Source organism: Thalassobaculum salexigens DSM 19539 (assembly GCF_000423805.1).
Lineage (GTDB): Bacteria > Pseudomonadota > Alphaproteobacteria > Thalassobaculales > Thalassobaculaceae > Thalassobaculum > Thalassobaculum litoreum.
Genome location: NZ_KE384093.1, coordinates 1206743 through 1232687 on the forward strand (window position 1 = coordinate 1206743; position 25945 = coordinate 1232687).

Here is a 25945-nt window from a genome sequence, read left to right on the forward strand (position 1 = left end):
GGCCGGGCGGCCTCAGGTGCAGCTCAGGTTTCACGGCGCCGCCCATTGCGTCACCGGCTCCTGCTACGAGATCGAGACGGGTGCCGCCCGGATCCTGGTGGATTGCGGGCTGTTCCAGGGCTCGAAATCGGAGCGGGAGCTGAATTACGGCGACTTCCCCTTCGATCCCGCCGCGATCGACGCGGTCGTGCTGACCCACGCGCATATCGACCACAGCGGCCTGCTGCCGAAGCTGGTCAGGCAGGGATTCGCCGGATCGATCCACGCCACCCGGGCGACGGTGGACCTGTGCTCGGTGATGCTGCCGGATTCCGCCCATATCCAGGAGGTCGAGGTCGAGCGGCTGAACCGCCGCAATGCCCAGCGCGGCCGCGAGCCGGTTTCGCCGATCTACTCCCGGCGCGACGCGGCGGACTGCCTGACCCTGTTCCGCCCGGCCGGCTACGGCGACTGGGCCCCGGTCGCCGCCGGGATCCGGGCGCGGTTCTGGAACGCCGGGCACCTGCTGGGATCGTCCTCGGTCGAGATGGAGATCGAGCGGACCGCCGAACGGCCGCTCCGGCTGCTGTTCTCCGGCGATATCGGTCCCGGCTTCAAGCTGCTGCATCCCGACCCCCAGGGGCCGCGCGACGTGGACTACCTGATCTGCGAATCCACCTACGGCGACCGGGAACGCCCGACGGTCTCGGTCGACCAGCGCCGCGCCATGCTCGCCGAGGAGGTCCGCAAGGCGGCCGAGGCGAGCGGCCCGCTGATCATTCCGTCCTTCGCGGTCGAACGTACCCAGGAGCTGCTGGTCGACCTGCACCTGCTGATGCAGTCGGGCGAGGTGCCCTCGGCGCCGATCTTCGTGGACTCTCCGCTGGCGACCCGCGCCAGCGAGATCTTCGAGCGTCACGCCGACGAGATCGAGCAGGGCGACACCCTGCGCGCCGCCCTGAACGCCCGGCGGGTGCGCTTCACCGAAACGGTGGACCAGAGCAAGGCGATCAATCGCTTCACCGGCTTCTTCGTGGTCATCGCCGCCAGCGGCATGTGCGACGCCGGCCGGATCCGCCACCACCTGAAGGCCAATCTGTGGCGGCGCAACGCCACGGTGATGCTGGCCGGCTTCCAGGCCCAGGGCACCCTGGGGCGCATCCTGCTCGACGGCGCGCAGCGGGTCCGCATCCAGGGCGAGGAGATCGACGTCAAGGCCAGGATCGCGCTGTTCGACCTGTATTCCGGCCATGCCGATGCCAGCGAGCTGGTCGCCTGGATCGAGGGTAGGGGGCCGGTCTCGGGCACGATCTTCCTGACCCATGGCGAGGAGACCGCCCTGTCCGCGCTGCACGTGCGGCTGGCCGCGCGCTTTCCCGACGCGCGGATCGCGGCACCGCATCTGGACGACCTGTACGAGCTGAACGGCGTCGGCACCCTGGTCGCCGAAGGCGGGCGGCCGCGCCGGCTGCCGCCGGAGAAGGTGGCCCGACTGGACTGGCACAACGACCTGTCGAAGCTGCTGCTCGACGTCTCCGAGCGGGTCGACGGGGCCGCCGACGAGCGCGGCCGTGCCGCCATCATCCGCCGCCTGCGCCGCGCCCTGGAGGAGACCGGGGAGGCGTAGCGGGAGTGGGCCGTCCGTCGCTCATTTCTCCGCCACGTCCGGCCGGACGCGCGGCCGTTCGGAGATCGCAGGCGCGCCGACGGAGGCGTGCCGCGCCTCGCGCGCCGTCGTCCACAGGGACACCGCGATCCCGCCCGCCAGAAGCCCCAGGGTGACCGACAGGGAGACCGCCGGCGGTATTTTGGCGAGGTTCAGCATGTCGGCGGCGAAGATCTTGGCGCCGATGAACACGAGGATCAGCGCCAGGGCGTATCGCAGATAGGCGAAGCGATGGATCATCGCCGACAGCGCGAAGAACAGCGAGCGCAGCCCCAGGATCGCGAAGATGTTCGAGGTGTAGACCACATAGGGTTCCGTGGTGATCGCGAAGATGGCCGGGATCGAGTCGACGGCGAAGACCACGTCGGCGAGTTCGACCATGACAAGGGTCAGGAAGAGCGGCGTGACGAAGAGAACCTCGGCGCCGGTGCGGTGGTCGCTATGGCGCACGAAGAAGCGATCGCCGTGGAGCTGCCGGGTCACCCGCAGGTGCCGGCGCATGAACCGCAGCACCGGATTCTGGGCGATGTCATAGGTGATCTCGGCGGCGAACAGCATCTTCACCCCGGTGATCATGAGGAAGGCGGCGAAGAGATACAGCACCCACTCGAACTGGGTGATCGCCGCGGCGCCGGCGACGATCATCACCCCGCGCAGCACGATGACGCCGAGGATGCCCCAGAACAGCACCCGGTGCTGGTGGATACGGGGAATGCCGAAGAAGCCGAAGATCATGGCGATGACGAAGATGTTGTCCATCGCCAGGCTCTGCTCGACCACGAAGCCGGTGAGGTAGTCGAGTGCCGCGTCGGTGCCGAGCCGGTGCCAGATCCATCCGGAGAACGCCACGCCCAGGCCGATATAGAAGGCGGACAGCTTCAGGCTCTCGGCGATGCCGATCTCGTGGGTCCGGCGGTGCAGGACGCCGAGATCGAATGCCAGCAGGGCGAGGACGAAGGCCAGGAAGCCGAGCCACATCCACAGCGGCTCGCCGATCACCTGCGCGAACAGTATGTCCATCGGATGGTCCCTGCCGGCGTCGGTCGGGCGATGGCGCCGGCACCGCGGGAGCACCGGCGGCTCTCGCGGTGGGGCGTGGCGCCAGGGCGGATCTGCCTTAGAGGGGCATCGCCTGGGCCGGAGGAACGCGGCGTGCCCGGGCCTCGTGGCGTTGCCAGAGCGCCCGCGCCACGACGAGCAGCACAAGGCCGACGGGCACCGCGATCGCGATCTCGCGCAGCATGTGGGCGGAGAGGGCCGCCTCGATCAGGAAGGCCATGCCGCAGGCGAGCAGGCTGGTGATCAGCGTGCCGGCCATCGCGGGCACGAAGTAGTCGTCGTCGGACAGTGTCGCCCTGGCGACGAACCGGTGCGTGAACACGAGCGCGAGGATCCCGCCGCCCAGCAGCAGGACGCCGATGAGGAGTTCGGTCAACACGGATGACATGGGGAGGCTTTCAACGGCTCAGGACAAGGACCGCCAGATGAGCCGCCACTGGTGGTCGTCGTCATGTGGTGAGTCCCAGGCGTTCCGGGAATGCCGACCCGCTCAGATTAGCCCCGCGTGTCCCTCACGGCGGGGCGGCCAGCCATGCAAGAATGCCGCTTCCAAATCGCAGTCCCAATCCCCAGCGACCCGAGACCCGGATCCCGGCGGCTATCGTCCGCTTGGGATTGGTGGCCCCGGAGGGACTCGAACCCTCACGCCCGAAGGCTCGCGATTTTAAGTCGCGTGCGTCTACCAGTTCCGCCACGGGGCCGTGTGCGGTGTCGGATCGGCTGTCTGTCTACAGCATATCCGTAACGCGGTTCCAGATCGCAGTGAACCAGCCCTGCCAGCCGGGGCCGAGCATGAGGTTGTGCGGGGCGTCGGGCAGGCGGAGATGGCCGGCGCCGTAGAACCGGGCGATGGCCTCGTCCTGGCCGGGCGGGTGGCGGGCCGGGTCGTCGCGGCCGCCCTCCACCACCAGGATCGGCAGGCCCGAAGGCAGGGCGGCCGGATCGACCGGGATGCGCAGGTCGTAGCGCTGGTTCAGCAGGCGCGGGCTCTCGGCACTCAGGCGGGTGGCCATGGCGGCCAATGCCTCCGGTGCCAGATGCGGGGCGTAGCGCTCGCCGGCCTGGGCCGCGCTCAGCGGCGGGCACAGCGCGCTCTCGTCGACCAGCGGCACCCGGGCGGCGCCGGGCAGGTTGCCAGGCGGCGAGGGGCAGACCAGCAGCAGGCCCGCCACCGGGCGCTTCAGCGCGGCCAGCACGACCAGCAGGCCGCCCATGGAATGGCCGGCCACCAGCGGCGGCGCGCCGATCGCGTCGATGGCGGCGACCACGTCGGCCGTCATCTCCTCGGCCCCGTCGGTGCGGAACGCTGCGTCGGGCGCCAGCCCGCCATGGCCGCGCAGGTCCAGGGCATGGACCGCCCAGCCCTCGGCATCGAGCCGCTCGACCCAGCCGTCCCAGCACCAGGCGCCGTGATAGGCGCCGTGCACCAGCAGCACCGGCGGACGGCTATCGGCCGAGGCGGCGCCGGGAGCTGCGCTTGCGGCGCGTGCGGCCACCGAGTGCAGCCGGGCCGGGCCCAGCGCGCGGGCGGTCATGTCGGGTCGGGTCAAGCGGAGCTCCCTGGGGCGTGGATACGGCGCCCGGAACAAGAAGGCGCGACACCCGGGGGTGCCGCGCCTGTCCGGATCGGTCGGGCGGAGGGTTACTCGGCCGCGTTGGCCTTGGCCGCACCATAGACCGGCGCGCGCCATTCCGGATGCGCGCCCGAGGTGCCGTGGCAGACGTCGAAATAGCGCTCCTGCAGCTTCTTGGTCAGCGGGCCGACCTTGCCGGTGCCGACCGCCAGCTTGTCGATGGACGTGATCGGAGTCACCTCCCAGGCGGTGCCGCAGAAGAACGCCTCGTCGGCGGCCACCAGCTCGGACCGGTCGACCTCGCGTTCGACCGCCGGGGTGCCCATCTCCTCCAGCAGCTGCAGCACCGTGCTGCGGGTGATGCTCTCCAGGATGTCGCTGGACGTGTGCGGGGTGATCGGCACGCCGTCGCGGACCAGGAAGAAGCACATGCCCGGGCCCTCGGCGACCTTGCCGCGGCTGTTCAGCAGGATGGCGGTGTCGTAGTCGTCGGCAACGGCCTGCAGGGTGGCCAGCCGGCCGTTCTGGTAGTTGGCGTTGACCTTGGCGCGCATCGGCATGGCGTTGTCGGGCACCCGCATCCAGGAGCTGACCTGGGCCGAGATGCCGTCGGTGATCTTCGCCGTGCGCGGCCGCTCCTGGGCGGTGATCGCCAGCTTGATCGGGCCGGTGACGTTCTGCCCGCCATGGCCGGCGACATAGGTCGTGGTCATGATGTGGACGTTCTCGCCCTGGATGCCGTTGGCGCGGATCAGCTCGATCGTCTTCTCGGTCACGTATTCCGGCGTGATGATCTCGTCGTAGCGCATGAAGCGCTGGGAGAAGACCAGGCGGTTCATGTGCTCGGCCATGCGGAACAGGTACATCTCCTGCTCGTCGGCGTTCCAGTAGCCGCGCACCCCCTCGAAGACGGCGGAGCCGAACTTGAACGCCGCGGTGTCGACGTGAACCGTGCCCTCGTTCCAGGGAACGATACGGTCGTCCATGAACACGTATTTCGGGGTCGCCATGATCTGAGGTCCTTTTGATCTTGGTGCGGCCGAGTATTGGCGGGGCCCTCCCAAGGAAACCCGGACACGGCAGAGCACTCGATTGGGAGCGGCCAATTTATGCCCGTGGCCGGGCCGCGGCAAGACGGCTCATTGGTCCTGGAGCGCCGCCATTCCCTTCTCGCGCAGCTTGTCCGCCTTCTCCGACCCCTCGGTCAGTTCGACCAGGCGCACGGTGCAGAACAGGTCGACGGTCGACACCGTCGCGTCGTTCGCCGCCAGCCGCTGCAGCAGGTCGTTGGAGCGCTCGTCGAGCTTGGCGCCGATCTGCTTCATGGCGGTGGCGATCTCGCCCTCCAGGCCGACATCGCCGGCGTATTGCCGGCAGAGGCGCAGCGAGATGATCTGTTCCTCGATGGCGCGGAACCGGTCACGGTTGCTGGTGGCGTTGTCCGGCGGGGCGTCCAGCGCCTCGATCGCCGCCACCGTCTTCGGCGCCGCCCCCGACACGATGGTCTCGCGGGCGAGGCGGCCGAGTTCGACCTTCACCCGTTCGATCTGCCGGGCGACGCCGCGCCCGCCGCCATCGGCCGCCGCCGCCTCGCGCTGCAGGGTCTTCAGCTCGTTGCCCAGGGCCCGGGCCACGGTCACCGGGTCGTCCTTCTTCATCTCGGCATCGGCGCGGATGTCGATGATCCGGTCTTCCTGCTGGCTGGCCACCGCCTCGCCGACCTGGCCCCCCATGGACTTGATCAGGTCGCCGGCGCCCTGTTCGATCAGCCGCTCGATCAGGCTCGGCAGCATGGCCGGCGACTGCAGCCGCGCCATCAGCGACAGCACCAGGATCGGCAGGCCGTCGCGGTTGATGGCGGCCGTGCGGGTCAGCCCGGCAACGACCACCTGCAGGGAGGCGTTGTTGATGTCGTCGATCGGCGGCGGCGGCAGCAGGCGCCGCATCTCGGTCAGCGGCGCCGCGATCGCCAGGGCGGTGACGATGTCGTCGAGCGAGGCGAGGACCTCGGGGCCGCCGAGTTTCTCCTGCAGCCTGGCGCGGCCGCCCTTTTCCTTGGCGCTGGCATCGGACAGGCCCTTCAGCGCCGCATGGGTCGCCGCCCAGAACGGCCGCCCGGCGGCGTCGACCGCCTCGTCGTCGCTCGGATCCAGGCCCTTCAGCGCCTCCAGCACGGGTGCGAGGCCGGCGTCGCCCAGCAGGCCCTCCGCCTCCGCCCAGATCGGCTTCAGGGCGCCGCGCGGGATGCGGCCGAGCGCCTTGCGCGGGGTGTTCGGGTTGTACAGCAGGTCCTCGAACGGACGGCAGAACAGCCGCATGGGCGTGAACTTGCGCTCCGGCCGGATCAGGCGCAGGCGCGGCCGGATCTGGGTCAGCATGGCGATCGACGCCGCCTGCTGGGACGGCCGCAGGCGGCGCAGCTCCAGGGCGCCGACCAGCTTCTCGAACTCGGCCTCCGGGATCTCGAAGACCTTGTTCGCCATGTTGTCCAGGGAGGTGTCGCTCATGTCGCTCTCGCCTTCGCTGGGGTTCAGCCGGCCTCGCTCATCGCTTCGGCCCGGCGCCGCTCGATCCGCAGCTGCAGCTCGATGTCGGTATGGCCGGACTGCCAGTTCTGCAGCGGTTTCACGAATTTGCGCATGGCATTCTCCAGGTCGCCCCAGGCCTTGCCCTGCTGCGCATCGAGTTCCTTGGTCGGGACCAGGGGCAGCATGCGCACGATTTCCTCCAGCGCATCCTTCTGCTCGTGGAGGGCGCCGTCGAGTACCTCTTCCCACAGACCGATGACGTGGTCCCAGCCGTCCAGCAGCCAGGAGATCCGGTTCATCCCGTCGGCGATTTCCGGGCCGACGGTACTCCATTTGGCCAGCGCCGTCTGCAAATCGTTGGCGTGGTCGTCGATCTCGCCCAGGACGTCGCGCCCCACATCGAGGGTCAGCAGGGCCACGTCCGCGACCAGGAAGGCCAGCCCGTCCGGGTCGGCGTTGGAGTTCCGGCCCCAGGCGGTGATGTTCATCCGGAACGCCTTCAGCCGGGTCATCAGGCGCCGCAGCCGGCATTCGTGCGGCATCGAGGCGACCCCGACCGGGGCGATCATGTCCGACCATTTCTCGATATCGGCATAGAGCTGCTCGGAGGACACGCGCAGGTCGCTGGCGATGCCGGCCATGATACCGCGCACCTTCTTCTGGCCGGCGGTGGAGGACAGCTCGGCCACGGAGAGCTTCACATCGGTCTTCGCCAGGCTCTTCACCACCGAGTTGACCAGGTAGTAGTTGGTGAGCAGGCGTTCGTTCTCCTCTTGCTCGACCGCCCGTTCCGCCGCGTCGATGGCGTCCGGCCCGGACAGCCCGGTCATGGCGATCTCATGGGCGCAGCGCCGGATCTCGCGCGGGGTGGCTGCCTTGCGGGTCTCGATCATGTCGTGGAAGGCGCGGTCGTGCACGGACATGCGGAAGACCTCGCGCACGCCGGACCAGCCGATGATGTAGACGCCGCTGCTGCCGGACAGGCCGGGCACGATCACCTCCAGCCCGCCATTGCCGTTGGACCGGGCGCGCGCGAAGGCCAGCATCGGCGTGGTGAACGGCACCACCACGCCGCGTTCCTCGAAGGTCGCCGGCCAGTACCGGGTATTGAGGTGGCCGGCAGCCTCTCCGTCCTTGGTGGCTGAATGCGTCGTCTGCGTCATCGGTCCTGATCCTGTTATAGGATCGGCTGCGGTGCCTTCAACCTGCGCCGAATTAGTTTGCCCTTGCCTTAATTATCATGCACGCCGCCGTTCTTGGAGGCAGGAACCCCTGCCAGCATGCGAAACCTTTTCAAGTAAAGCGTCTTTGCATCTTCCGGGCCAACCGGGTCGATTGTGACCGATTGCTTGACGCGGGGCGCGCCGAAAATCCTGCGCGCTTCCGCCGGATCAAAGCCGGCGATCTGGGTCGCCTCGAAATAGGCGGCGACGCGATCCGCCCGCTTGATCAGTTTCTCGACCGTGGCAGGCAGCTCCGCCGGCAGGCCGAAGCGGATGTGGATCGCCGCCGACAGCCGCTTGTCCACCGCCTTGTAATCCGGCCCGATGATCGCCTTGAACGGGGTGATCATGTCGCCGATCACGTATTCCGGCCCGTCATGCAGCAGGGCGGCCAGCCGCCACTTGCGCGCCAGGGTGCCGTCGATGCTGGTGGCGATGCGCTCGACCAGGACCGAGTGCTGGGCCACGGAATAGGCCCAGGCGCCGGAGGTCTGGCCGTTCCAGCGCGCCACCCGGGAGAGGCCGTGGGCGATGTCCTCGATCTCCACGTCGAAGGGCGAGGGGTCGAGCAGGTCGAGGCGGCGGCCGCTCAGCATGCGCTGCCAGGCGCGGGGCGGCTCGTCGGCACGGGTGCGGCTCATGTCGGGTCGGTCTCGTGCCGGGTGGGGGTGCGGTCGGCGCGGCGGCGGGCGGCGGAGCGGTCGCGCAGGGCCTGGGCGCCGGCCCGCGCCTTCGCCGAGCGCCCGGCGACCAGAAGCGCGATCAGCAGGCCGACCAGCGGTCCGGCGGCGATCAGCACCCGGGTCGCCCGGGCGATGTTGATCTCCATGACGTACTGGGTATCGAACAGGTGCATGCAGCGGATCTTGGCGTCCTCCTCGACATAGGTCTTGGTGCATTCCGCCTTCCCGGCGTCGCGCTTGCGTTCGATGCGGACATGGGTGTCGTGCCACTGGCGGTAGGACACCAGCCCGATGCCGCCGGCCCACAGGATGGCGACGGAGAGCAGCACGGCGAATCCCAGCACGACGACGGTCCGGTTCATCGCCTTCCCCTACCGGGGGAGGGGAGACGGAGCAAGCGTCTTGCCGGCCGCCGGGGGCCGACTCCCTCGACCCGCCCTCTTGACCCTCGGGCCGATCCGGGCGCACTTTCGTTGCCCAGCCAACTATTCGTCGACCGCCCCCATGACCGCCGCAACCACAACCGTCGAGGACGCCGGATCGTTCCGCGATGACATGAAGGTCATCTCGCTGATCGGCACCGCCCATTTCTTCAGCCACTTCTACATCCTGCTGCTGGCGCCGCTGTTCCCGATCCTGAAGGACGCGTTCGGGGTGAGCTACGTGCAGCTCGGGCTGATCCTGACGGTGGCGAACGCGGCGACGGGTGTGAGTCAGATCCCGTTCGGCTATCTGGTCGACAAGGTCGGGGCAAAATGGATCCTGATCGGCGGGCTGGCGGCGCATGGCCTCGCCTTCGTGCTGATCGGCATCACCGGCACCTACTGGGCGATGCTGGCCTGCATGGTACTGGCCGGGGCGGCGAACGGGGTCTATCACCCGGCCGACTATGCGATCCTGTCGGCCTCGGTGTCGGAGAAGCGCATGGGGCGCGGCTTCTCGCTGCACACCTTCACCGGCTTCGCCGGCTTCGCGGCGGTGCCGATGACCATCGTCTGGCTGGCCCAGGAATTCGGCTGGCAGGCCGGGGTGACCGCCTGCGGCGCGGCGGGCATGGTAGCGGCCCTGGCGCTGGTGGTGTTCGGCCGCTCGCTGAAGCACGCGCCGGGCTCCGACAAGCGCAAGAAGAAGGGCGGCGACGGCACGGCCGCCGGCGCCGGCGGGTCGATCATGCTGAACCCGGCGATCCTGATGTGCCTGTTGTTCTTCCTGCTGCTGGCGCTGAGCTCGGGCGGCATCAACAACTTCCTGGTCTCCGCCCTGAACCGGGTGCACGGCACGCCGGTGGACTCCGCCAATCTGGGCCTGACCTTCTATCTGGTGGGCTCCTCGCTCGGCATCCTGCTGGGCGGGGTGATCGCCGACCGCACCTCGAACCACAACCGGGTGGCGGCCTGCTGCTTCCTGGCGACGGCGGTGGCGGTGCTGATCGTCGGCACGGTGGCGCTGCCGATCTGGATGCTGGTGACGCTGATGGCACTGCAGGGCCTGACCCACGGCATCATCATGCCGAGCCGCGACATGATCGTGCGCTCGGTCACCCCGGCGGGATCGATGGGCAAGGTGTTCGGCTTCGTGTCGACCGGCTTCAGCCTGGGCGGGATCGTCGCCCCGCTGATGTTCGGCTTCCTGCTCGACCGCGGCGAGCCGGCCCTGGTGTTCTACGTGATCGCCGGCTTCATGGTGGTGTCGCTGCTGACGGTGTTCAGCGTCGGCGGCAAGAAGGACGGCGGCAAGAAGGACGGCGGTAAGAACGAAGCGGCGGCGTAAGGGGACACGCCTCCTTTTCCACCCGTCTTCCAGCCTCGCTGTCCCGTCTTCCCGGCCTCGCGTCGGGATCTAGGAACGGGGCAGCCGCGGCTTCGGTGATTGGCCTCCAGCGTTCCATCACGCCGACGTCTGGATCCCGGCGCAGGGCCGGGAAGACGGGGAAGGGTGATAGGGTATCGACCCTCAGCCGCTGTCCGGCGGTCCGAGGATGTCGTAGGAGAGGCCCCGCCAGTCCGGATTCTGCTGCTCGATCAGATCCAGCTTCCAGTCGCGCCGCCAGCGCTTGAGACGCCGTTCGCGGATCAGGGCGTGGTCGAGACGCTCCTGCTCTTCGACATAGACCAGCCTGGTGACGTGGTGTCTCGACGTGAACCCCGCCAGCCGCTTCTCCCTGTGCTCGCGGATGCGCCGCGCAAGGTCGGTGGTCAGGCCGACATACAGCGTCCCGTTCCGCCGGCTGGCGAGGATATAGACCCAGACTCTCATGTGGTGAGCCATGGGAGGGCGTGAGCGGCTTTCCCACGGCCCCCCCTCCCCGTCTTCCCGGCCCTGCGCCGGGATCCAGGAAAAGGGCAGCCGCGGCTTCGGTGATTGGCCTCCGGCGTTCCATCACGCCGACGTCTGGCTCCCGGCGCAGGGCCGGGAAGACGGAGGGAGGAAACCCCGTCGCTGTTACCCCTTTTTCGCCAGGGTCGCCTCGCGGTGGATGACGTAGAGGCCGCTGGCGACGACGATGGAGCCGCCGCAGATCACCCAGATATCGGGAATGTCGCCGAACACCACATAGCCCCAGAACGCCGCGAAGGTGATCTGCACGTACTGGAACGGCGCCAGGGTCGAGGCCGTCGCCACCTTGTAGGCGTTGATCATCAGCCATTGCGACACGCCGCCGATCGCCCCCATCGCCGCCATCACCCCGAGCTGCTCCCAGGTCGGGGTCTGCCAGAAGAACGGCAGCATGAGCGAGGTGCCCACCGTGCCCATCAGCGCGGCGTAGAACAGGATCGACAGGGTCTCCTCGGTGCGGGTCAGCATCCGGGTGACGATGACGAAGACCGCGAAGATGAACGCCATGAAGATCATCAGCCCATAGGCCCAGTGCACGTCGGCGAAACCCGGCCGCACGATCACCACCACGCCGACCAGGCCGATCAGCACCGCCGCCCAGCGCCGCGGGCCGACCGTCTCGCCGAGGATCGGGATCGACAGGGCGACGACGAACAGCGGGGCGACGAATCCGATCGCCACCGCATCGGCCAGCGGAATGTAGCGGATGGCGGTGAAGAAACTCATCGTCGCGGTCAGCAGCAGGACGCCGCGCAGCAGGGTCAGCTTGACCTGGCGCACCCGCAGCAGCGGCAGCAGCCGCCGGCCGGGGAAGAACATCAGCATGAAGCCGAGATGGAAGGCGTAGCGGCCCCAGGCGACCATCGGCACCGGCATCTCCTGGCCGAGCATCTTGGCCAGGGTGTCCATGGTGGCGAACAGCAGCTCCGCGGTGATCAGCAGGCCGATGCCGCGCACCGCGTTCTCCGAGACATCCTCGGCACGGGCGACGGCGGCGGGGGCCCGATCGGGCGCCGATACGGGAGGCTTGGGGCTGATCGACATGGGGCGGAAAGTGACACACGGCTGCCCCAATGGGAAAGGAGGATCACCCGATCGTTCCACCACGTCGTTTCACCCGCTCGTTCCACCCCGTCGCCTTGGTCCCCCTTCACCCGGGCGGCGTGACCGGCTAGAACACCGGCGCGGGCGGGGAAGTGGCAAACTCGGTCTTCCCTCGGCGAGGAAACAGCATATGAGCCTTTACGACAGCGAGCGGCGCTATCGGCGTCGGGTGTGGAGCGGCGTGATCCGCTTCGTCATCTATATCGGCGTCGTTCTGGCGGCGGCCACGGTGTCCTACGAGTTCGGCGCGGAGGACATCGAGGGTCAGCGCCGCATGCATCAGGAACAGCTCCTGGAGTTCGAGCAGGCCCGCGCGGCCAGCGAGCAGGAGGCGGCCAACCTGCGGGTCGAGGTCGAACGCGCGAAGCTGGCCCTGGACGAATGGGAGAAGCGCTACAACGCCGACGTGCCGACCGGCGCGCGGCGCGAGCTGCTGGACCTGGTGTCCGAGCGTCTGCAGGCCGGGGTCGATCCCCAGCGCCTGGCGTTCTACATCAAGTCGGCGGAGGAGAAGCGCGACTGCGAGGATGTGGAGACCAAGCGCTTCCTGGTCCGCACCCCGCTGTACGACGGCGCCAACACCTCGGTCACCTTCGCCAACGACGCGGTGGCGGTCACCGGCAGCGGCGACTCGGAGGTCACCGATGCCGGCCTGCCGCAGGCCTGGTTCGATCCGCACAAGCCGGTCACCCTGGTCTTCACCCGGATCGACGGCCAGCGCACCGAGGTCGCGGGCACCCTGCCGCTGCAGCAGTCCGTCGTCCATGACGGCGTGGAGCACCATTTCCTGGTGAAGGCCGGTGCGCGCGGCTTCGCGCAGGTGGCGGCCGAACGCTGCACCTATCCATGAGCCGCCGGCGCGTGACCCGGTCATGACACCAACCGGGGCCATGAAGCAAACCGGGGACGACCGGGACGGCACGCTGTCGCCGGCCCAGGTGATGCGCAGCCTGCTGGCGCATTACGCCTCCTCGATGGCGATCGGCCTGGCGGTCGGCGGCTTCGTGCCGCTGATCGCGGTGACCCTGGAGGCGCGCCAGGTCGACCCGGTCATGATCGGCATCAACTCCGCCATGACCTCGCTCGGCGTGCTGGTGGTCGCGCCCAACGCGACCGTCTTTGTCCGCCGGTTCGGCGCCAGTCCGGCCATGGTCGGCGGCCTGCTGCTGACCGCGCTGTCGGCCCTGGCCATGGCCTTCATCGACAATCTCTGGGCCTGGATGGTCCTGCGCTTCCTGATGGGCGCCGGGGTCTCGATCCACTGGGTGGTCAGCGAGACCTGGATGAACGCCATCGTCAGCGAGCGGCGGCGCGGGCTGGTGATGTCGATCTACATCACCTCCATCGCATCGGGCTTCGCGCTCGGGCCGCTCATCCTGACCCTGATCGGGACCCAGGGGCCCGCACCCTTCGTGACCATCGCGGCGGTCACCGCCCTGACCGCGCTGCCGCTGGCGCTGATCCGCAAGCTGGCGCCGCCCCTGGCGCTGGAGACCAAGGGCAGCGTGATCCGGCTGGCCCGCGAGGCGCCGACCATCTTCGCCGCCGTGCTGACCGTCGGGCTGATCGACGCCGCGTTCTTCACCTTCCTGCCGATCTACGGCATCCGCCTCGGCATGCCGTCGGAGACGGCGATCACGCTGCTGACGGCGGTGTTCGCCGGCAACGTGGCGCTGCAGATCCCCCTGGGCTGGATCGCCGACCGGGTGAACCGGCGCGGCATGCTGCTGGTGCTGGGCACGATCTGCATCGCCTGTCCGGGACTGGTGGCCTGGCTGCTGCGGGCGGATTCCCTGGCGGCCTATCCGATCCTGTTTATCTGGGGCGGCTGCAGCTTCGGGCTCTACACCGTCGGCGTCACCATGCTGGGCGAGCGCTACCGCGGCGGCGAGCTGGTCGCCGCCAACGCCGCCTTCGTCATGACCTTCGAGCTGGCCAACCTGTTCGGCCCGCCGCTTTCCGGCTGGGCGATCGAGGCGTGGGTGCCGACCGGGCTCATGCTCTACATGGCCAGCATTTGCGCCGGCTTCGTGCTGCTGTCGCTGATCCGGGGCTGGATGCGGGCGCGCGGCGCGGTAGGGTAGGGCAAGCCCAACAGCACAAAGGGAGATCCGCCATGGAAGCGGTCAAGGACGCCGACCACCTCTACGAGGCCGAGTATCGGGCGCGGCATCTGGAGCGCCCCGGCTTCCGCATTCAGGAGATCCGACTGTCGCCGACCCAGAAGGTGCCGTGGCACACCCACACCAATGTGGGCGACACCTTCTACGTGCTGGAGGGGACGCTGCGGATCTACCTGATGAACCCGAAGGAATCCGTCGAGCTGGCCCCCGGCAAGAGCTACGAGGTGGTCGCCGGCCGGCCGCACCTGGTGACCAACGCGGGCGAGACCTCGGTCAGCTTCCTGATCATGCAGGGCGTGGGCGAGTACGACTACGTCCCGGTGGTCTGACGGTACAGGTCAGGGCAACGGGCCGCGGGCGTCGCAGAACTGGCCCTTCCCCTTCAGCGGGGCGCAGAACCGGATGGCCGCGTCGCGGTTCGGGAAGCCCTGGGCCATCAGCCGCACATAGGTGCCGCGCCCGTTGCCCGGGTCGAACTCGCTGGTGACCATCTTCTTGTCCCCCAGGGCCGGGAACCGGCGCTGCAGGACCGTCCAGCCCGTCTGCGCCGAGCGCTGGGACCGGTAGGAGGCCAGATGCACCGCCCAGGGTCCCGACGACCCGCCGCCCGATGCGGCCGCGGTCCGGGGCGCGGTGGAACCGCCGGCCGCAGCCGCGGCGCCGCCGGCATCCAGCCCGGCGACCTTCTCCAGGCGCGAGACCACGTCCTCCAGACGCGAGATCAGGGCGTCGGCCCGCTCGGCCTCGGTGCCCATCGGCTCCTTGGCCATGCTGTCCGTGGCCATCGCCGGCGTCGGGGCGGCGCCCATGACGGCGACGGGCGGGGTGACCGGTTGCTGCACGGTCGGGCCGTCCACCGGGTTCGGCGTCGCGGCGACGGTGGCCGGCAGCTCGCGGGTGCGGTCGTTGGCCAGGGTCACCGACAGCAGCTCCTTGCGCGACTGGCCGGTGCCGAAATCGCGGACCCGCAGCACGTAGTTCTGTACCACCGGCGAATAGAAGTAGCTGTCCAGGAAGTCCTTGCGCTGGCAGTCGATGCGGAAGGTCGTGTAGGTGCCGGCGGGGACCTGCACGTCCTCCTGACCGGTGACGGCGCAGCGGTGCTCCTCCTGCCAGCCGGCCGGCGCGTTCTCGGCCGAGCCGCGCACGGAGTAGGCGATCACGTTGCCTTCCTGCAGCGGGAAGAGCTGTTCGGGCGAGCCGATGATGGTCTGCTGTCCGCGGCCGAGCTCCGGATGCGACGACCAGCGCAGCTGCGGGGTGACCAGGGCGGCGTCCTTGGTCCAGATCAGGCCGCTGTCGTTGGTCCACACCACCCGGTCGGGGGCGACGGAGACCACCTGCTCGCGGGTCGGCTGCCCATTCTCGGTGTACACGAAGGTGTCGCCGGCGGCATAGATCGGCGCCGGGGCCGGGGCCAGGCGGTCCTCGGGAGTGCTGCCGCCGAGACTGTCGCCGATGCTGCCGACCGAGGAACAGCCGGACAGCAGGGCGGTCGCGATGGCCAGGAGAAGGAGCGGGCGGCGCTGCGCCATGCGGATCGGCCTCTCGCCACTGGGGAGCACGGATTCGTCCTGAATCATCAATATTTTGCGGTTCGTGTCAAGGAAACCGCAAGACTGGCGCCACGCAAAGTGTTGGCACCATGGTCGGAACTTTGATGGATTGACCGTCCCCGCGGCACCCGCCAATCTCGGCGCCAACCCTAGAATTCCCGTCCCTCAGCCGAGGAGGCCGCCATGGCCCTTGCCTATGAGGCAGAAATCCCGTCAGTGCGCGAGCAGGTGAGCGAGGAGGAATGGCTGATCCGTGTGGATCTGGCCTGTCTCTACCGCCTGGTGGCGTTCTACCGCTGGACCGACTCGATCTACACGCACCTGTCGGCCCGCCTTCCGGGACCGGACCATAACTTCCTGCTGAACCCCTACGGGCTGATGTTCGAGGAGGTGACCGCGTCGTCGCTGGTGAAGATCGACACCGAGGGCAAGTCCGTCATGGACACGCCCTTCGAGGTGAACGAGGCCGGCTTCACCATCCACTCCGCCGTGCACATGGCGCGCCCTGAGGTGATGTGCGTCGCCCATACCCATACCCGCGCCGGCATGGCGGTCTCGGCCCAGAAGGAAGGGCTGCTGCCGATCACCCAGAACGCGATGATGTTCTACGGCGACCATCTCGCCTACCACACCTATGAGGGCATCGCCCTGGACCTGGACGAGCGCGAGCGCCTGCAGGCCGATCTCGGCGACCGCTACGCCATGATCCTGCGCAACCACGGCCTGCTGGCCTGCGGGCGCACCATCGGCGAGGCGTTCGAGATCCTGCAGAACCTGGAGCATGCCTGCGTCGCCCAGCTCTCCGCCCAGACCGGCCAGGAGCTGATCATCCCGTCCGACGAGGTCTGCCAGCACACCGCCGACCAGTTCTGGGGCGACGGCTCCAAGCCGTTCGGCGAGCGCGCCTGGCCGGCGATGCGCCGGATGATGGACCGCTACAGCCCGGGCTACGACGCCTGACCCGGCCACCGAGCCGGGTCCTGATCCGGCCTCCGGGCCGGGTCCCGATCCGGTAGCAAGCTGGGTCGTGAACGATCTTCGGCCCCGTCCGTGCGACGGGGCCGCTTCGGTCGTTCGGCCGACTTGGATACCCCATTCTAGATTCTAGGAGATGCGTGCATGACGCGGGTGGCCGCTGATACCGTCCTGTCGGGCGGAAAGGTCTTTCTTGGCCCCGGACTCGGTTTCGCCGAGGCGGTGGCGATCTGGCAGGGGCGGGTCCTGGCCACCGGCACGGCGTCGGAGATCGCCGACCTGATCGGTCCGGACACGACGAAGATCGGCCTCGCCGGCCGCCTCGCGGTGCCGGGGCTGAACGACGCCCACCAGCACATGATGGCCGTCGGCATGGGCACCCTGGAGGTCAACCTCAAGGGCGAGGACATCACCTCGATCGGCGACATTCTGGCCGCGATCAAGGCGCGGGCCGACACCCTGGCGCCGGGCGAGTGGATCATGGGCCGCGGCTACGACCACTTCAATCTGGCCGAGAAGCGCCATCCGCTGCGCGAAGAGCTGGACATGGTGGCGCCGGACAACCCGGTCTACATCAAGCGCACCTGCGGCCATATGGGCGTGGCCAACTCCAAGGCGCTGGAACTGGCGCAGGTCCGCGAAGGCATCGCCAATCCGGCCGGCGGCCATGTGGAGGCGCAGAACGGCAAGCTGACCGGCCTGTTGCAGGAGACCGCCCAGCAGCTCGTGTATCGTGCCTTTCCGAAGGCCGGCATGGACGATTTCGTCGACGGCATCGAGGCCGGCGCGAAACTCAACCTGTCCTACGGCTTCACCTCCTGCACCGATCCGGGGGTCGGCCTGCGCGAGGGCTACCGCGACTGGCAGGCCTATCTCTTCGCCCGCCGCCAGGGCCGTCTGCCGCAGCGCATGTATCTGATGCCGCTGGCGGGGGCGACCGGCTGGCCGGACCGCATCCTCGACATGGACTTCATGACCGGCGACGGCGACGAGTGGGTCCGCACAGGGCCGATGAAGCTGTTCGCCGACGGCTCGGCCGGCGGCAAAACCGCGGCCATGTCCTCGCCCTATGCCGACGATTCCGAGAATTTCGGCATCTTCATCTACGGCGACGAGGAGATCCACGGCTACATCGCCGACTACCACGCCCGCGGCTTCCAGATCGCCACCCATGCCATCGGCGACGCGGCGATCGAGCAGGTGCTCAGCGGCTACGAGAAGGCGATCGGCAACCAGGTCCAGTCCGACCGCCGCCACCGGATCGAGCATTGCGGCTTCCTGTCGACCGACCAGATCGCCCGCATGGCCAAGGCCGGCGTGCTGCCGGCACCGCAGTCGATCTTCCTGTACGAGTTCGGAGACCTGTATCTCGACGCGCTCGGCCCGGAGCGGCCGGCGGCGAGCTATCCGATGCGCAGCTGGATCGATGCCGGCCTACACCCCTCGGGCAGCTCCGACGGGCCGGTGTCCCAGACCAACCCGTTCCGCGGCATCTACAACATGGTCACCCGCAAGACTTCGCGGGGCACGGTGATCGGCCCCGAGGAGCGGATCACCGTGGAGGAGGCGATCGGCGCCTACACCGTGAACGGCGCCTACGGCTCGTTCGAGGAAGGGCTGAAGGGCACGCTGGAAGTGGGCAGGCTCGGCGACGTGGCGGTGTTCGACACCGACCTGTTCGCCACCGAGCCGGAAGCCTGGATCGACGCCCAGTGCGACCTGACGGTGCTCGGCGGCGCACTGGCCTACGACCGCCAGGGCGAGGCGGCTTAGGCAGCAGGGGGGGCGTAGGCGCGGGCCCCCGCCCCAGCACCTTCCCGTCTTCCCGGCCTTGCGCCGGGACCCCGACCGCCGCGCGATGGAGCGCCGGGATCGATCCCCGGCGCCGCAGCGGCCCCTTCCCGCGATCCCGGCGCAAGGCCGGGAAGACGGGAAAGGGTGGGAAGGGGTCGGAGGTTACCCCCGCACCTTCCGCAGCACCGCCCAGGCCGGCGGCAGCACCGCCACCGCCAGCGCGGTCTTCAGCAGCGTCGCCGCCCAGAACGGCGCCACGCCGGCCGCAAACGCCGTCTCCGCGCCGACCAGAACCGCCAGCCAGGCGAAGCCGACCGCGAACACCGCCGCATGGCCGAGGCCGGCGGCGGCGACCGTCTTCAGCCAGGACCGGTCCCAGCCCCGTTCGGCCAGCGCGCCGCACAGCCACGCACCGGCGACGAAGCCCATCAGATAGCCGCCGGTCGGCCCGGCCATATAGGCCAGCCCCAGACCCTTTTCCGGCGTCCCGGCGAAGACCGGCAGGCCGAGCGCGCCCTGGGCCAGGTACAGCATCACGGTGGCCGTCCCCAGGCGCGGGCCGAGCGCCATGCCGAGGACCATGATGACGAAGGTCTGCATGGTCATCGGCACGGGATAGAACGGGATCTGCGTCTTGGCGGAGAGCGTCAGCAGCACCGAGCCGGCGAGCGCCAGCCCGGCGTCGCGCAGCAGGCGCCGGGTGCGGCCGTCGACCGGCAGGGCGGTGTCGAGAAGGGTGGGATAAGCGGTCATGCCAGAGTTCCGTTGGCAGGTTGTCGAGACGCGAACGGTCGGAAGACGGCGCCGGCCTGTCAACGGTGACCCGACGTCACTTAAGGCGATTTCTCCGGTTTGACGCGGCCGGTCCCGCCCCGCACACTCGCTGCCGCCGCGGGAGCCCCCGCCGACCGGATCTGCAATCGAGCCGCAACTGCAATCGAGAACGAGGAAGACCATGAGCCGCACGACGGTGATCAAGAATTGCGACTGGGTGATCGCCTGGGATCCCGACGGCGGTGCCGAGGGCACCGGCGGCCATGTCTATCTGAAGGGCGCCGACATCGCCTTCCGCGACCACGCGCTGATCCATGTGGGCAAGGGCTTCGACGGCGAGGCCGACGTCACCCTGGACGGGGCAGGCAAGATGGTCATGCCCGGCTTCATCGACGTCCATTCCCACCCTGCCTCCGAACCCGGCAACAAGGGGCTGAACGAGGAGCTGGGCTCGCCCAAGCTCGGCCAGTCCTCGCTCTACGAGTACATGCCGGTGTTCCGCATGCTGCCCGAGGGCGCCAGCCCGGCCATGCGCTTCGCCATCCACGAGATGCTGAAGAGCGGGGTGACCACCTATTGCGACCTGTCCATGGCGCGCGACGGCTGGGTCGAGGACGTGGCGTCGACCGGCATCCGCGGCGTGCTCTGCCCGATGTACCGCTCGGCCGCCTGGACCACCAAGGACGGCCATTCCGTCGTCTACGACTGGGACGAGGCCGCCGGCGAGCGGGCCATGGAGCGCGCCATCGCCACCATCGACGAGGCCGACGCCCACCCCTCGGGCCGCATGTCCGGCATGATGGGCCCGTCGCAGATCGACACCTGCACCGCCGAGCTGATCCAGGCCTCCCACAAGGAGGCGATGGACCGGGGCATCACCATGCACATTCACGCAGCCCAGAGCGTGGTCGAGTTCAACGAGATGACCCGCCGTCACGGCATGACGCCGATCGAGTGGCTGGACGATCTCGGCGTGCTGACCGACGGCACCATCGTGGCCCACGGCATCTTCCTCAACGACCATCCCTGGCTGCACTGGCCGCAGGCGAACGACTTCGGCCGGCTGGTCGCCTCGGGCGCGGGGGTTGCGCATTGCCCGAACGTGTTCTGGCGCCGCGGCATCGCGCTGAACCATGTCGGTCGCTACATGGAGGCGGGCATCCCGCTCGGCCTCGGCACCGACACCTTCCCGCACAACTTCATCCACGAGATGGAGGTGGCGATGATCGCCGGGCGGCTGATGGCCGGCGACTTCACCAACGCCACCACGGAGCAGATATTCTACGCCGCGACGGCGGGGGCGGCCGCTCTGATCGGCCGCGACGACATCGGCCGGCTGGAGGTGGGCTGCAAGGCCGACTTCACCGTGGTCGATTGCGGCCATCCCTACATGCAGCCGCTGCGCGACCCGATCCGCAGCCTGATCTACTCCGCCGGCGACCGCGCGGTGGAGGATGTCTGGGTGCACGGTCAGAAGGTGGTCTCCAAGGGCGAGGTCGACAGCATCGACGTGGCCGACGTGTCGGCCAAGCTGAACGCGTTTCAGGAGATCACCATCTCCGGGGTGCGCCAGCGCGACTGGGCCGGCCGCGACATCGACACCATGACGCCGATGGTTTTCGAGACCCGGGAGTAGGACGGACACGGGCGGTGGGCCGACGCTCACCGCCCGTCACAACCGGTTGAAGACCGTGCGAGGTGATTGTAACCGACCGCGGGTGCGGCTCATTAGGGGCGGGACGTCGATGCGATCGACGCCCGCAACGCAGGAGCCCGCAGCGCCATGGCCACCAACGATACCGACAGCCGCCCGACCGTCCCGCCGCTGACCGCCGCCACCGTGGGGCTGATGTTCCTCGCCGGCGCCGTCGCCACCATGGCCTTCGACCTGTGGGGACAGCTCGTCAGCCCGGCGCTCGGCTGGGCCAACCTGTCGCCCCACGGTCTGGCCAAGAGCCTGCTCGGTACCTTCGGGCTGCCGAACGGCGATTTCGCCGGCTATTTCGTGCATTTCTATCTGGTCGGCCTGATCGGCTATCCGGTCGGCTGGCTGTTCATCTTCAAGCCCCTCTGGGAGAAGGTCCTGGGCGGCATCGGCGGCTGGTTCGTGCCGGCGGCGGTCTACGGCTTCGGCCTGTGGGTCTTCGCCATCGGCGGCATCACCGCGATCGCCGGGCTGCCGTTCTTCCTGAACTTCACCGGCATCACCTGGGTCGCCCTGGTCGGCCACGTGCTCTACGGCATCGTCCTGGTGCTGGTCATCCGGCTCGCCGGGCGGGGCTGACGAACCGTCGCTTCACCCCATCTCCGACACCGGGGGTCGCGCCCGCACCAAGGCCGCGTTAAAAGGCGCGCTATGCGATCTGCATGATCGCGGAGCAGGCACGGGGTAAGCGATGAAGATCGAAGCCAAGGACATTGTCGACGCCATCAAGGCCGAGGTGACGGCCGGCGTGGAGGCGCACAAGGCGAGAGGCGTCGAGCCCACGATCCGGGTGATCGTCGCCACCGACGACGCGGCCGTGCTGTCCTATGTCCGCTCCAAGGTGAAGCAGGCCGGCAATCTCGGCATCGCCATGGAGGTGGTGGAGTTCGGCCCGGACAAGGATCAGGCGGCGTTCGAGGCGCTGATCCGCGCCTCAAACGATGACGCATCCATCCACGGCGTGATGGTCGAGTTGCCGGTGCGCGACGGGCTGGACCACGACCGGGTGCTGTCGATCCTCGATCCGAAGAAGGACGTGGACGGGCTGACCACCCTGAACCAGGGCCTGATCCAGCAGGGCCGCGAGGCCGAGGCGATCTGTCCCGCGACCCCGCAGGCCTGCATCCGGCTGGCCGAGACCGTCGGCGGGCTCTCGGGCGAGCGGGTCGCCGTGGTCGGACGCGGCCCCACCGTGGGCAAGCCGCTGGCCGCCATGCTGATCAACCGCAGCGCCACCGTGACCGTCGCCCACAGCCGCACCACGGATCTGGCGGCGACCATCGCGCCGTGCCGCTTCGTCTTCGCCGCCACCGGCCGGCCGGGCCTGCTGCACGCCGGCAACGTCGCCGACGGGCACGTCATCCTGGATGCCGGCATCGCCTACAAGGACGACAAGCTGGTCGGCGATTTCGATGCCGAGGCGGCCGAGGGTGTGGCCGCCTACACCCCGGTGCCGGGCGGGGTCGGCCGGGTGACCTCGGCGATCATCTTCGCCAACCTTCTGAAATGCATGAGACTGCAGGGGCATCCGTGATGACCGACGCGACCTTCGAGCAACCCATCGGCGGCTTTCTCGACGCCATCGCCAGCGACGCCCCGGTGCCGGGCGGCGGCTCGGTCAGCGCCTACACCGCCGCCGCCGGCATGGCGCTGGTGGTGATGGCGCTGGAGGTGTCCGTCAAGAAGGCGGAGGACCCCGCTCCCTTCACCGCGCAGATCGAGCGCGGCCGCACCGTGATCGCCGAGCTGAAGACCAGTCTGGTGGCGGATATCGACTGTTTCTCCACCTACATGGCGACCCTGAAGATGCCGAAGGGCACCGAGGCGGAGATCGCCGCCCGCAAGGCCGCCATGGGGCAGGCGGCGCTCACCTCCACCGCCGTGCCGGTGGCCGCCGCCGCCCATTGCGTGGCCGGGCTGATGATCGCGACCGAGGCGCGGGCGATCTGCCGGCCGACGATTCTGAGCGACGTCTATGCCGGCGCCAACCTGCTGGAGGCGTCCTGCCGGTCGATCCTGCTGAATGTCGACGCCAATCTCGGCTCGATCCCGTCGGAGGCGGACCGCACCCGCTACGCCGAGGCCAAGGCGGAACTACTGCGCGAGGCGGCCGATCTCCTCGTCAAAGCGACGGGTTGAGCCATTGCGCCTATGGGCTGACCTGGCGAGGCGTGCTTAACTTTCGGCAAGGATCAACCGATTTTCCGGGAGTACACAGGTGAGCGAGTACGACGTCATCATCAAGGGCGGGACCGTGGTCAACGCGGCCGACACGCAGCAGGCCGATATCGGCATCAAGGACGGCCGCATCGTCGCCCTGGCCGAGAAACTCTCCGGCTCCGCCGCGCGCACCATCGATGCCGCCGGCCGCTACGTCCTGCCGGGCGGGATCGACAGCCACTGCCACATCCAGCAGCCGTCGTCGGGCGGCGGCCAGAACGCCGAGACCTGGGAGAGCGGCACCCGCTCCGCTGCCTGCGGCGGCACCACCACCGTCATCGCCTTCGCCGCCCAGGAGAAGGGCAAGGGCGTGAAGCACATGGTCGCCGACTACCACGATAAGGCGAAGCAGGCCTGCATCGACTACAGCTTCCACATCATCCTCAACGACCCGTCCGACGAGGTGATGGAGACCGAGATCCCGGAGCTGATCGAGTCCGGCCACCGGTCGCTGAAGCTGTTCATGACCTACCCGAAGAACCGGGTGGACGATAAGCAGATCCTGAAGATCTTTGAGACCGCGCGGCGGCACCAGGCGCTGGTCTGCGTCCATGCCGAGAACCACGACGCGATCATGTACATGACCGAGAAGCTGGTCGGGAACGGCTTCGGCAACACCAAGTACCACGCCTGGTGCAAGCCGCCGCTGGTCGAGCGCGAGGCCTGCCAGCGGATCATCATGCTGTCCGAACTGATGGACCTGCCGATCCAGATCTTCCACGTGACCTGCGAGGAGGCGGCCGAGGAGATCCGCCGGGCCCAGGCGCGCGGCGTGAAGGTCTTCGCCGAGACCTGCCCGCAGTATTTCGTGCTGACCGCCGACGATCTCGACGGCGACCAGCGCCAGGGCGCGCGCGTCCTGTGCTCGCCGGCGCCGCGCTCGGTGGCCGACCAGCAGGCGCTGTGGAACCATGTGCGCATGGGCACCATCGGCAACGTCACCTCCGACCACGCGCCGTACAACATCGACGCGCCGGACGGGAAGTTCTGGGCCGGCGACAACGCGCCATTCAGCCAGATCGCCAACGGCGTGCCGGGTCTGGAGACGCGGATGCCGATCACCTTCTCCGAGGGCGTGGCGAAGGGCCGGATCGACCTGCAGACCTTCGTCGCCCTGACCTCGACCAACTCGGCCAAGCTGTTCGGCCTGTATCCGAAGAAGGGCCGGATCGGTATCGGCGCCGATGCCGACATCGTCATCTGGGACGCCGAGAAGAAGCAGACCGTCACCCAGGATATGCTGCACCACGACACCGACTACACGCCCTACGAGGGCATGGAGGTGACGGGCTGGCCGGCGGTGACCCTGTCGCGCGGCAAGGTGGTCTGGAACGACGGCGAGGTCGGCTGCGAGGCCGGCTGGGGCCAATTCCTGGCGCGGGCGCCCTACGACTACATCAAGCCTTCGGGCAAGTTCCCGACCCCGTTCAACCCGATCACCGGCAAGATCGAGGCCGGCAAGACCGAGGGCTGAACGGCGTGGACGCGGCGTCCTACCGGCTGTCGGAGACCCTGGCGAAGCGGGCCATGCGCTCGCTGCGCCAGACCGGCATCCATGCGCCGGAGTATTTCGAGTCGACCGGGTTCCTGACCCGGGTGGAGTCGATGGAGGATCTGGTGATCCTCCTCGACGTCATGCACAACAACCGCTTCGACGATTTCGTCGCCGAGCTGGGCGGGCTGAGCGATGCCGACATGGCCGAACTGCTCGACGCCTTCGTCGACTACGCCCGGTTCTTCCTGACCCAGTTTCCCTCGGCCGAGATCCCGATCCCGCTGTCGGGCATGCTGTCGCAATACGCCATCGCCCTGAAGCTGCGCGGCATTCCCGAGCGCAAGACGGTGCTGGAGATCGGGCCGGGCAGCGGCCTGCTCTCCTTCTTTCTGGCCAAGGACCCCGGCGTCGAGCGGTACGACCAGGTTGAGGCGACCGAGAGCTTCTACCTACTGCAGAGCCTGGTGAACCAGCACGTCTACGGCACCCGTTTCCTCGACCATGCGCAACTGGACAGCCGGTCGCTGGATCTCGGCGGCATCGATTTCGAGACGATGCGTGCGCAGCACAAGGAGATCCTGGTCAACTACGAGAAGCCGGAATCCCTGACCGTCGAACGGCGCCCTCGGGCCGAGCATTTCCCCTGGTGGCGCCTGGAGGACGTGTCCGCTCGGCGCTACGATGTGGTGACCTCCAACGCCAACCTCACCGAGTTCAGCGAGACCGCGCTGCGCTACTACGCCAGCCTGTTCGTCACGGTGCTGAAGCCGACCGGCGTGTTCCTGGCGCAATGCCCCGGGGGTGGGAAGACCAGCGGCGATGTCGCTCTGCGGGCGCTGATGGACGTCGGATTGCGCCCGCTGGTGATCGCGGCACGCTATATCGGCCGAAACCCCAAGCACCCGGCGGCCCTGCCCGGCGGCAAGCAACTCGTCACCGCCAACCTGATCTTCGTGCCGCCGGGCCATCCGTCCTACGAGCGCGCCTCGGATCCGAACCAGAAGATGCCGATCATCGACGCCGACGACCCGCTGACCCGGTCGATGCTCGGTCTCGACCGGATTCCCGGGACGGTGCGGAGCCGCGACGAGGTCCTGGCGGCAGTGGCGGAGCGGCTGGTCGATCTCGGCTGACGGCCTCGCCGCGAACC

At 68.7% G+C, this 25945-nt stretch carries 25 protein-coding genes and 1 tRNA gene; 13 read left to right on the forward strand and 13 right to left on the reverse strand.

Features of this window, described 5'->3' with window-relative positions:
• The first annotated feature begins 16 nt into the window (after positions 1–16).
• On the forward strand, positions 17–1606 hold the full coding sequence (locus G578_RS0110040) for an MBL fold metallo-hydrolase (protein ID WP_156907252.1): 1590 nt from the start codon (positions 17–19) through the stop codon (positions 1604–1606).
• 21 nt (positions 1607–1627) lie between these two features.
• Here G578_RS0110040 and G578_RS0110045 read toward each other — a convergent pair whose 3' ends face one another.
• From G578_RS0110045 to G578_RS0110085, 9 genes are all read right to left on the reverse strand, one after another.
• Positions 1628–2665, reverse strand: a complete 1038-nt coding sequence (locus tag G578_RS0110045; RefSeq protein WP_028794125.1) for a TerC family protein — start codon at positions 2663–2665, stop codon at positions 1628–1630.
• A gap of 97 nt (positions 2666–2762) precedes the next feature.
• Positions 2763–3092, reverse strand: a complete 330-nt coding sequence (locus G578_RS0110050; protein WP_028794126.1) for a hypothetical protein — start codon at positions 3090–3092, stop codon at positions 2763–2765.
• A 228-nt stretch (positions 3093–3320) separates the two neighbouring features.
• Positions 3321–3405 (reverse strand) — tRNA-Leu (locus G578_RS0110055).
• Positions 3406–3432: 27 nt separating this feature from the next.
• Positions 3433–4254 (reverse strand): alpha/beta hydrolase, encoded by an 822-nt coding sequence (locus G578_RS25700; protein WP_169400848.1) that lies wholly within the window; start codon positions 4252–4254, stop codon positions 3433–3435.
• 92 nt (positions 4255–4346) lie between these two features.
• A complete protein-coding gene (locus G578_RS0110065) occupies positions 4347–5288 on the reverse strand; it encodes a branched-chain amino acid transaminase (protein WP_028794127.1) in 942 nt (313 codons plus the stop codon).
• A 129-nt stretch (positions 5289–5417) separates the two neighbouring features.
• Entirely contained in the window at positions 5418–6785 is a 1368-nt protein-coding gene (locus tag G578_RS0110070) for a hypothetical protein (protein ID WP_028794128.1), read from the reverse strand.
• 23 nt (positions 6786–6808) lie between these two features.
• Entirely contained in the window at positions 6809–7969 is a 1161-nt protein-coding gene (locus G578_RS0110075) for a DEAD/DEAH box helicase family protein (protein ID WP_028794129.1), read from the reverse strand.
• 68 nt (positions 7970–8037) lie between these two features.
• Complete coding sequence (locus G578_RS0110080; protein WP_028794130.1) at positions 8038–8670, reverse strand: HD domain-containing protein; 633 nt, start codon at positions 8668–8670, stop codon at positions 8038–8040.
• Complete coding sequence (locus tag G578_RS0110085; RefSeq protein WP_028794131.1) at positions 8667–9074, reverse strand: hypothetical protein; 408 nt, start codon at positions 9072–9074, stop codon at positions 8667–8669. The genes G578_RS0110080 and G578_RS0110085 overlap by 4 nt, the downstream gene beginning before the upstream one ends.
• Before the next feature lie 142 nt (positions 9075–9216).
• On the opposite strand from G578_RS0110085, the gene G578_RS25705 reads away from it, so the two are divergent.
• Positions 9217–10482, forward strand: coding sequence for an MFS transporter (locus tag G578_RS25705; RefSeq protein WP_051244503.1), 1266 nt, complete (start codon positions 9217–9219; stop codon positions 10480–10482).
• 183 nt (positions 10483–10665) lie between these two features.
• On the opposite strand, the gene G578_RS0110095 is transcribed toward G578_RS25705, so the two are convergent.
• A complete protein-coding gene (locus tag G578_RS0110095) occupies positions 10666–10968 on the reverse strand; it encodes a GIY-YIG nuclease family protein (protein ID WP_028794132.1) in 303 nt (100 codons plus the stop codon).
• 186 nt (positions 10969–11154) lie between these two features.
• The gene (locus G578_RS0110100) at positions 11155–12093 is read right to left on the reverse strand and encodes a DMT family transporter (RefSeq protein ID WP_028794133.1); all 939 of its coding nucleotides are present in this window, start codon (positions 12091–12093) and stop codon (positions 11155–11157) included.
• Positions 12094–12283: 190 nt separating this feature from the next.
• On the opposite strand from G578_RS0110100, the gene G578_RS0110105 reads away from it, so the two are divergent.
• The 3 genes from G578_RS0110105 to G578_RS0110115 are packed head-to-tail and all read left to right on the forward strand — an operon-like array spanning position 12284 to position 14605.
• Positions 12284–13003, forward strand: coding sequence for a hypothetical protein (locus G578_RS0110105; RefSeq protein WP_028794134.1), 720 nt, complete (start codon positions 12284–12286; stop codon positions 13001–13003).
• A gap of 22 nt (positions 13004–13025) precedes the next feature.
• A complete protein-coding gene (locus G578_RS25710; RefSeq protein ID WP_084618804.1) occupies positions 13026–14237 on the forward strand; it encodes an MFS transporter in 1212 nt (403 codons plus the stop codon).
• Between the two features lie 32 nt (positions 14238–14269).
• Positions 14270–14605 carry a cupin domain-containing protein gene (locus G578_RS0110115; protein WP_028794135.1) on the forward strand — a complete coding sequence of 112 codons (336 nt, stop codon included), beginning with the start codon at positions 14270–14272 and terminating at the stop codon, positions 14603–14605.
• Positions 14606–14614: 9 nt separating this feature from the next.
• Here the strand turns inward: G578_RS0110115 and G578_RS29465 are convergent, their stop codons facing one another.
• Positions 14615–15811, reverse strand: coding sequence for an SPOR domain-containing protein (locus G578_RS29465; protein ID WP_028794136.1), 1197 nt, complete (start codon positions 15809–15811; stop codon positions 14615–14617).
• A 204-nt stretch (positions 15812–16015) separates the two neighbouring features.
• Between G578_RS29465 and G578_RS0110125 the strand changes: the two genes are divergently transcribed.
• A complete protein-coding gene (locus tag G578_RS0110125) occupies positions 16016–16792 on the forward strand; it encodes a class II aldolase/adducin family protein (RefSeq protein WP_028794137.1) in 777 nt (258 codons plus the stop codon).
• Positions 16793–16951: 159 nt separating this feature from the next.
• Positions 16952–18580: an amidohydrolase gene (locus tag G578_RS0110130; RefSeq protein WP_028794138.1), complete on the forward strand. Its 1629-nt coding sequence runs from the start codon at positions 16952–16954 to the stop codon at positions 18578–18580.
• A gap of 183 nt (positions 18581–18763) precedes the next feature.
• Here the strand turns inward: G578_RS0110130 and G578_RS0110135 are convergent, their stop codons facing one another.
• Positions 18764–19354 carry a biotin transporter BioY gene (locus G578_RS0110135; RefSeq protein WP_028794139.1) on the reverse strand — a complete coding sequence of 197 codons (591 nt, stop codon included), beginning with the start codon at positions 19352–19354 and terminating at the stop codon, positions 18764–18766.
• Between the two features lie 202 nt (positions 19355–19556).
• On the opposite strand from G578_RS0110135, the gene G578_RS0110140 reads away from it, so the two are divergent.
• The 6 genes from G578_RS0110140 (at position 19557) to G578_RS0110165 (ending at position 25928) form a co-directional block, all read left to right on the forward strand.
• A complete protein-coding gene (locus G578_RS0110140) occupies positions 19557–21011 on the forward strand; it encodes an amidohydrolase family protein (RefSeq protein ID WP_028794140.1) in 1455 nt (484 codons plus the stop codon).
• Positions 21012–21158: 147 nt separating this feature from the next.
• Positions 21159–21659, forward strand: coding sequence for a hypothetical protein (locus G578_RS0110145; protein WP_028794141.1), 501 nt, complete (start codon positions 21159–21161; stop codon positions 21657–21659).
• A gap of 112 nt (positions 21660–21771) precedes the next feature.
• On the forward strand, positions 21772–22614 hold the full coding sequence (locus G578_RS0110150) for a bifunctional 5,10-methylenetetrahydrofolate dehydrogenase/5,10-methenyltetrahydrofolate cyclohydrolase (protein ID WP_028794142.1): 843 nt from the start codon (positions 21772–21774) through the stop codon (positions 22612–22614).
• Positions 22614–23219, forward strand: coding sequence for a cyclodeaminase/cyclohydrolase family protein (locus G578_RS0110155; protein WP_028794143.1), 606 nt, complete (start codon positions 22614–22616; stop codon positions 23217–23219). Before G578_RS0110150 ends, G578_RS0110155 begins: the two co-directional genes overlap by 1 nt.
• A 79-nt stretch (positions 23220–23298) precedes the next feature.
• On the forward strand, positions 23299–24774 hold the full coding sequence (gene hydA, locus G578_RS0110160) for a dihydropyrimidinase (RefSeq protein ID WP_028794144.1): 1476 nt from the start codon (positions 23299–23301) through the stop codon (positions 24772–24774).
• Between the two features lie 5 nt (positions 24775–24779).
• The gene (locus G578_RS0110165; RefSeq protein WP_028794145.1) at positions 24780–25928 is read left to right on the forward strand and encodes a hypothetical protein; all 1149 of its coding nucleotides are present in this window, start codon (positions 24780–24782) and stop codon (positions 25926–25928) included.
• Positions 25929–25945: the final 17 nt, after the last annotated feature.

Bases quoted from the DNA above. Each gene is read 5' to 3' on its own strand.
- G578_RS0110130 (WP_028794138.1), top strand. From the start codon at position 16,952: ATGACGCGGGTGGCCGCTGATACCGTCCTGTCGGGCGGAAAGGTCTTT.
- G578_RS0110065 (WP_028794127.1), bottom strand. From the start codon at position 5,288: ATGGCGACCCCGAAATACGTGTTCATGGACGACCGTATCGTTCCCTGG.
- G578_RS25710 (WP_084618804.1), top strand. From the start codon at position 13,026: ATGACACCAACCGGGGCCATGAAGCAAACCGGGGACGACCGGGACGGC.
- G578_RS0110075 (WP_028794129.1), bottom strand. From the start codon at position 7,969: ATGACGCAGACGACGCATTCAGCCACCAAGGACGGAGAGGCTGCCGGC.
- G578_RS0110050 (WP_028794126.1), bottom strand. From the start codon at position 3,092: ATGTCATCCGTGTTGACCGAACTCCTCATCGGCGTCCTGCTGCTGGGC.
- G578_RS0110125 (WP_028794137.1), top strand. From the start codon at position 16,016: ATGGCCCTTGCCTATGAGGCAGAAATCCCGTCAGTGCGCGAGCAGGTG.
- G578_RS0110080 (WP_028794130.1), bottom strand. From the start codon at position 8,670: ATGAGCCGCACCCGTGCCGACGAGCCGCCCCGCGCCTGGCAGCGCATG.
- G578_RS0110085 (WP_028794131.1), bottom strand. From the start codon at position 9,074: ATGAACCGGACCGTCGTCGTGCTGGGATTCGCCGTGCTGCTCTCCGTC.
- G578_RS0110045 (WP_028794125.1), bottom strand. From the start codon at position 2,665: ATGGACATACTGTTCGCGCAGGTGATCGGCGAGCCGCTGTGGATGTGG.
- G578_RS0110145 (WP_028794141.1), top strand. From the start codon at position 21,159: ATGGCCACCAACGATACCGACAGCCGCCCGACCGTCCCGCCGCTGACC.
- G578_RS0110155 (WP_028794143.1), top strand. From the start codon at position 22,614: ATGACCGACGCGACCTTCGAGCAACCCATCGGCGGCTTTCTCGACGCC.
- G578_RS29465 (WP_028794136.1), bottom strand. From the start codon at position 15,811: ATGGCGCAGCGCCGCCCGCTCCTTCTCCTGGCCATCGCGACCGCCCTG.
- G578_RS0110150 (WP_028794142.1), top strand. From the start codon at position 21,772: ATGAAGATCGAAGCCAAGGACATTGTCGACGCCATCAAGGCCGAGGTG.
- G578_RS0110135 (WP_028794139.1), bottom strand. From the start codon at position 19,354: ATGACCGCTTATCCCACCCTTCTCGACACCGCCCTGCCGGTCGACGGC.
- G578_RS0110070 (WP_028794128.1), bottom strand. From the start codon at position 6,785: ATGAGCGACACCTCCCTGGACAACATGGCGAACAAGGTCTTCGAGATC.
- G578_RS0110095 (WP_028794132.1), bottom strand. From the start codon at position 10,968: ATGAGAGTCTGGGTCTATATCCTCGCCAGCCGGCGGAACGGGACGCTG.
- G578_RS25705 (WP_051244503.1), top strand. From the start codon at position 9,217: ATGACCGCCGCAACCACAACCGTCGAGGACGCCGGATCGTTCCGCGAT.
- G578_RS0110100 (WP_028794133.1), bottom strand. From the start codon at position 12,093: ATGTCGATCAGCCCCAAGCCTCCCGTATCGGCGCCCGATCGGGCCCCC.
- G578_RS0110140 (WP_028794140.1), top strand. From the start codon at position 19,557: ATGAGCCGCACGACGGTGATCAAGAATTGCGACTGGGTGATCGCCTGG.
- G578_RS0110115 (WP_028794135.1), top strand. From the start codon at position 14,270: ATGGAAGCGGTCAAGGACGCCGACCACCTCTACGAGGCCGAGTATCGG.
- G578_RS0110105 (WP_028794134.1), top strand. From the start codon at position 12,284: ATGAGCCTTTACGACAGCGAGCGGCGCTATCGGCGTCGGGTGTGGAGC.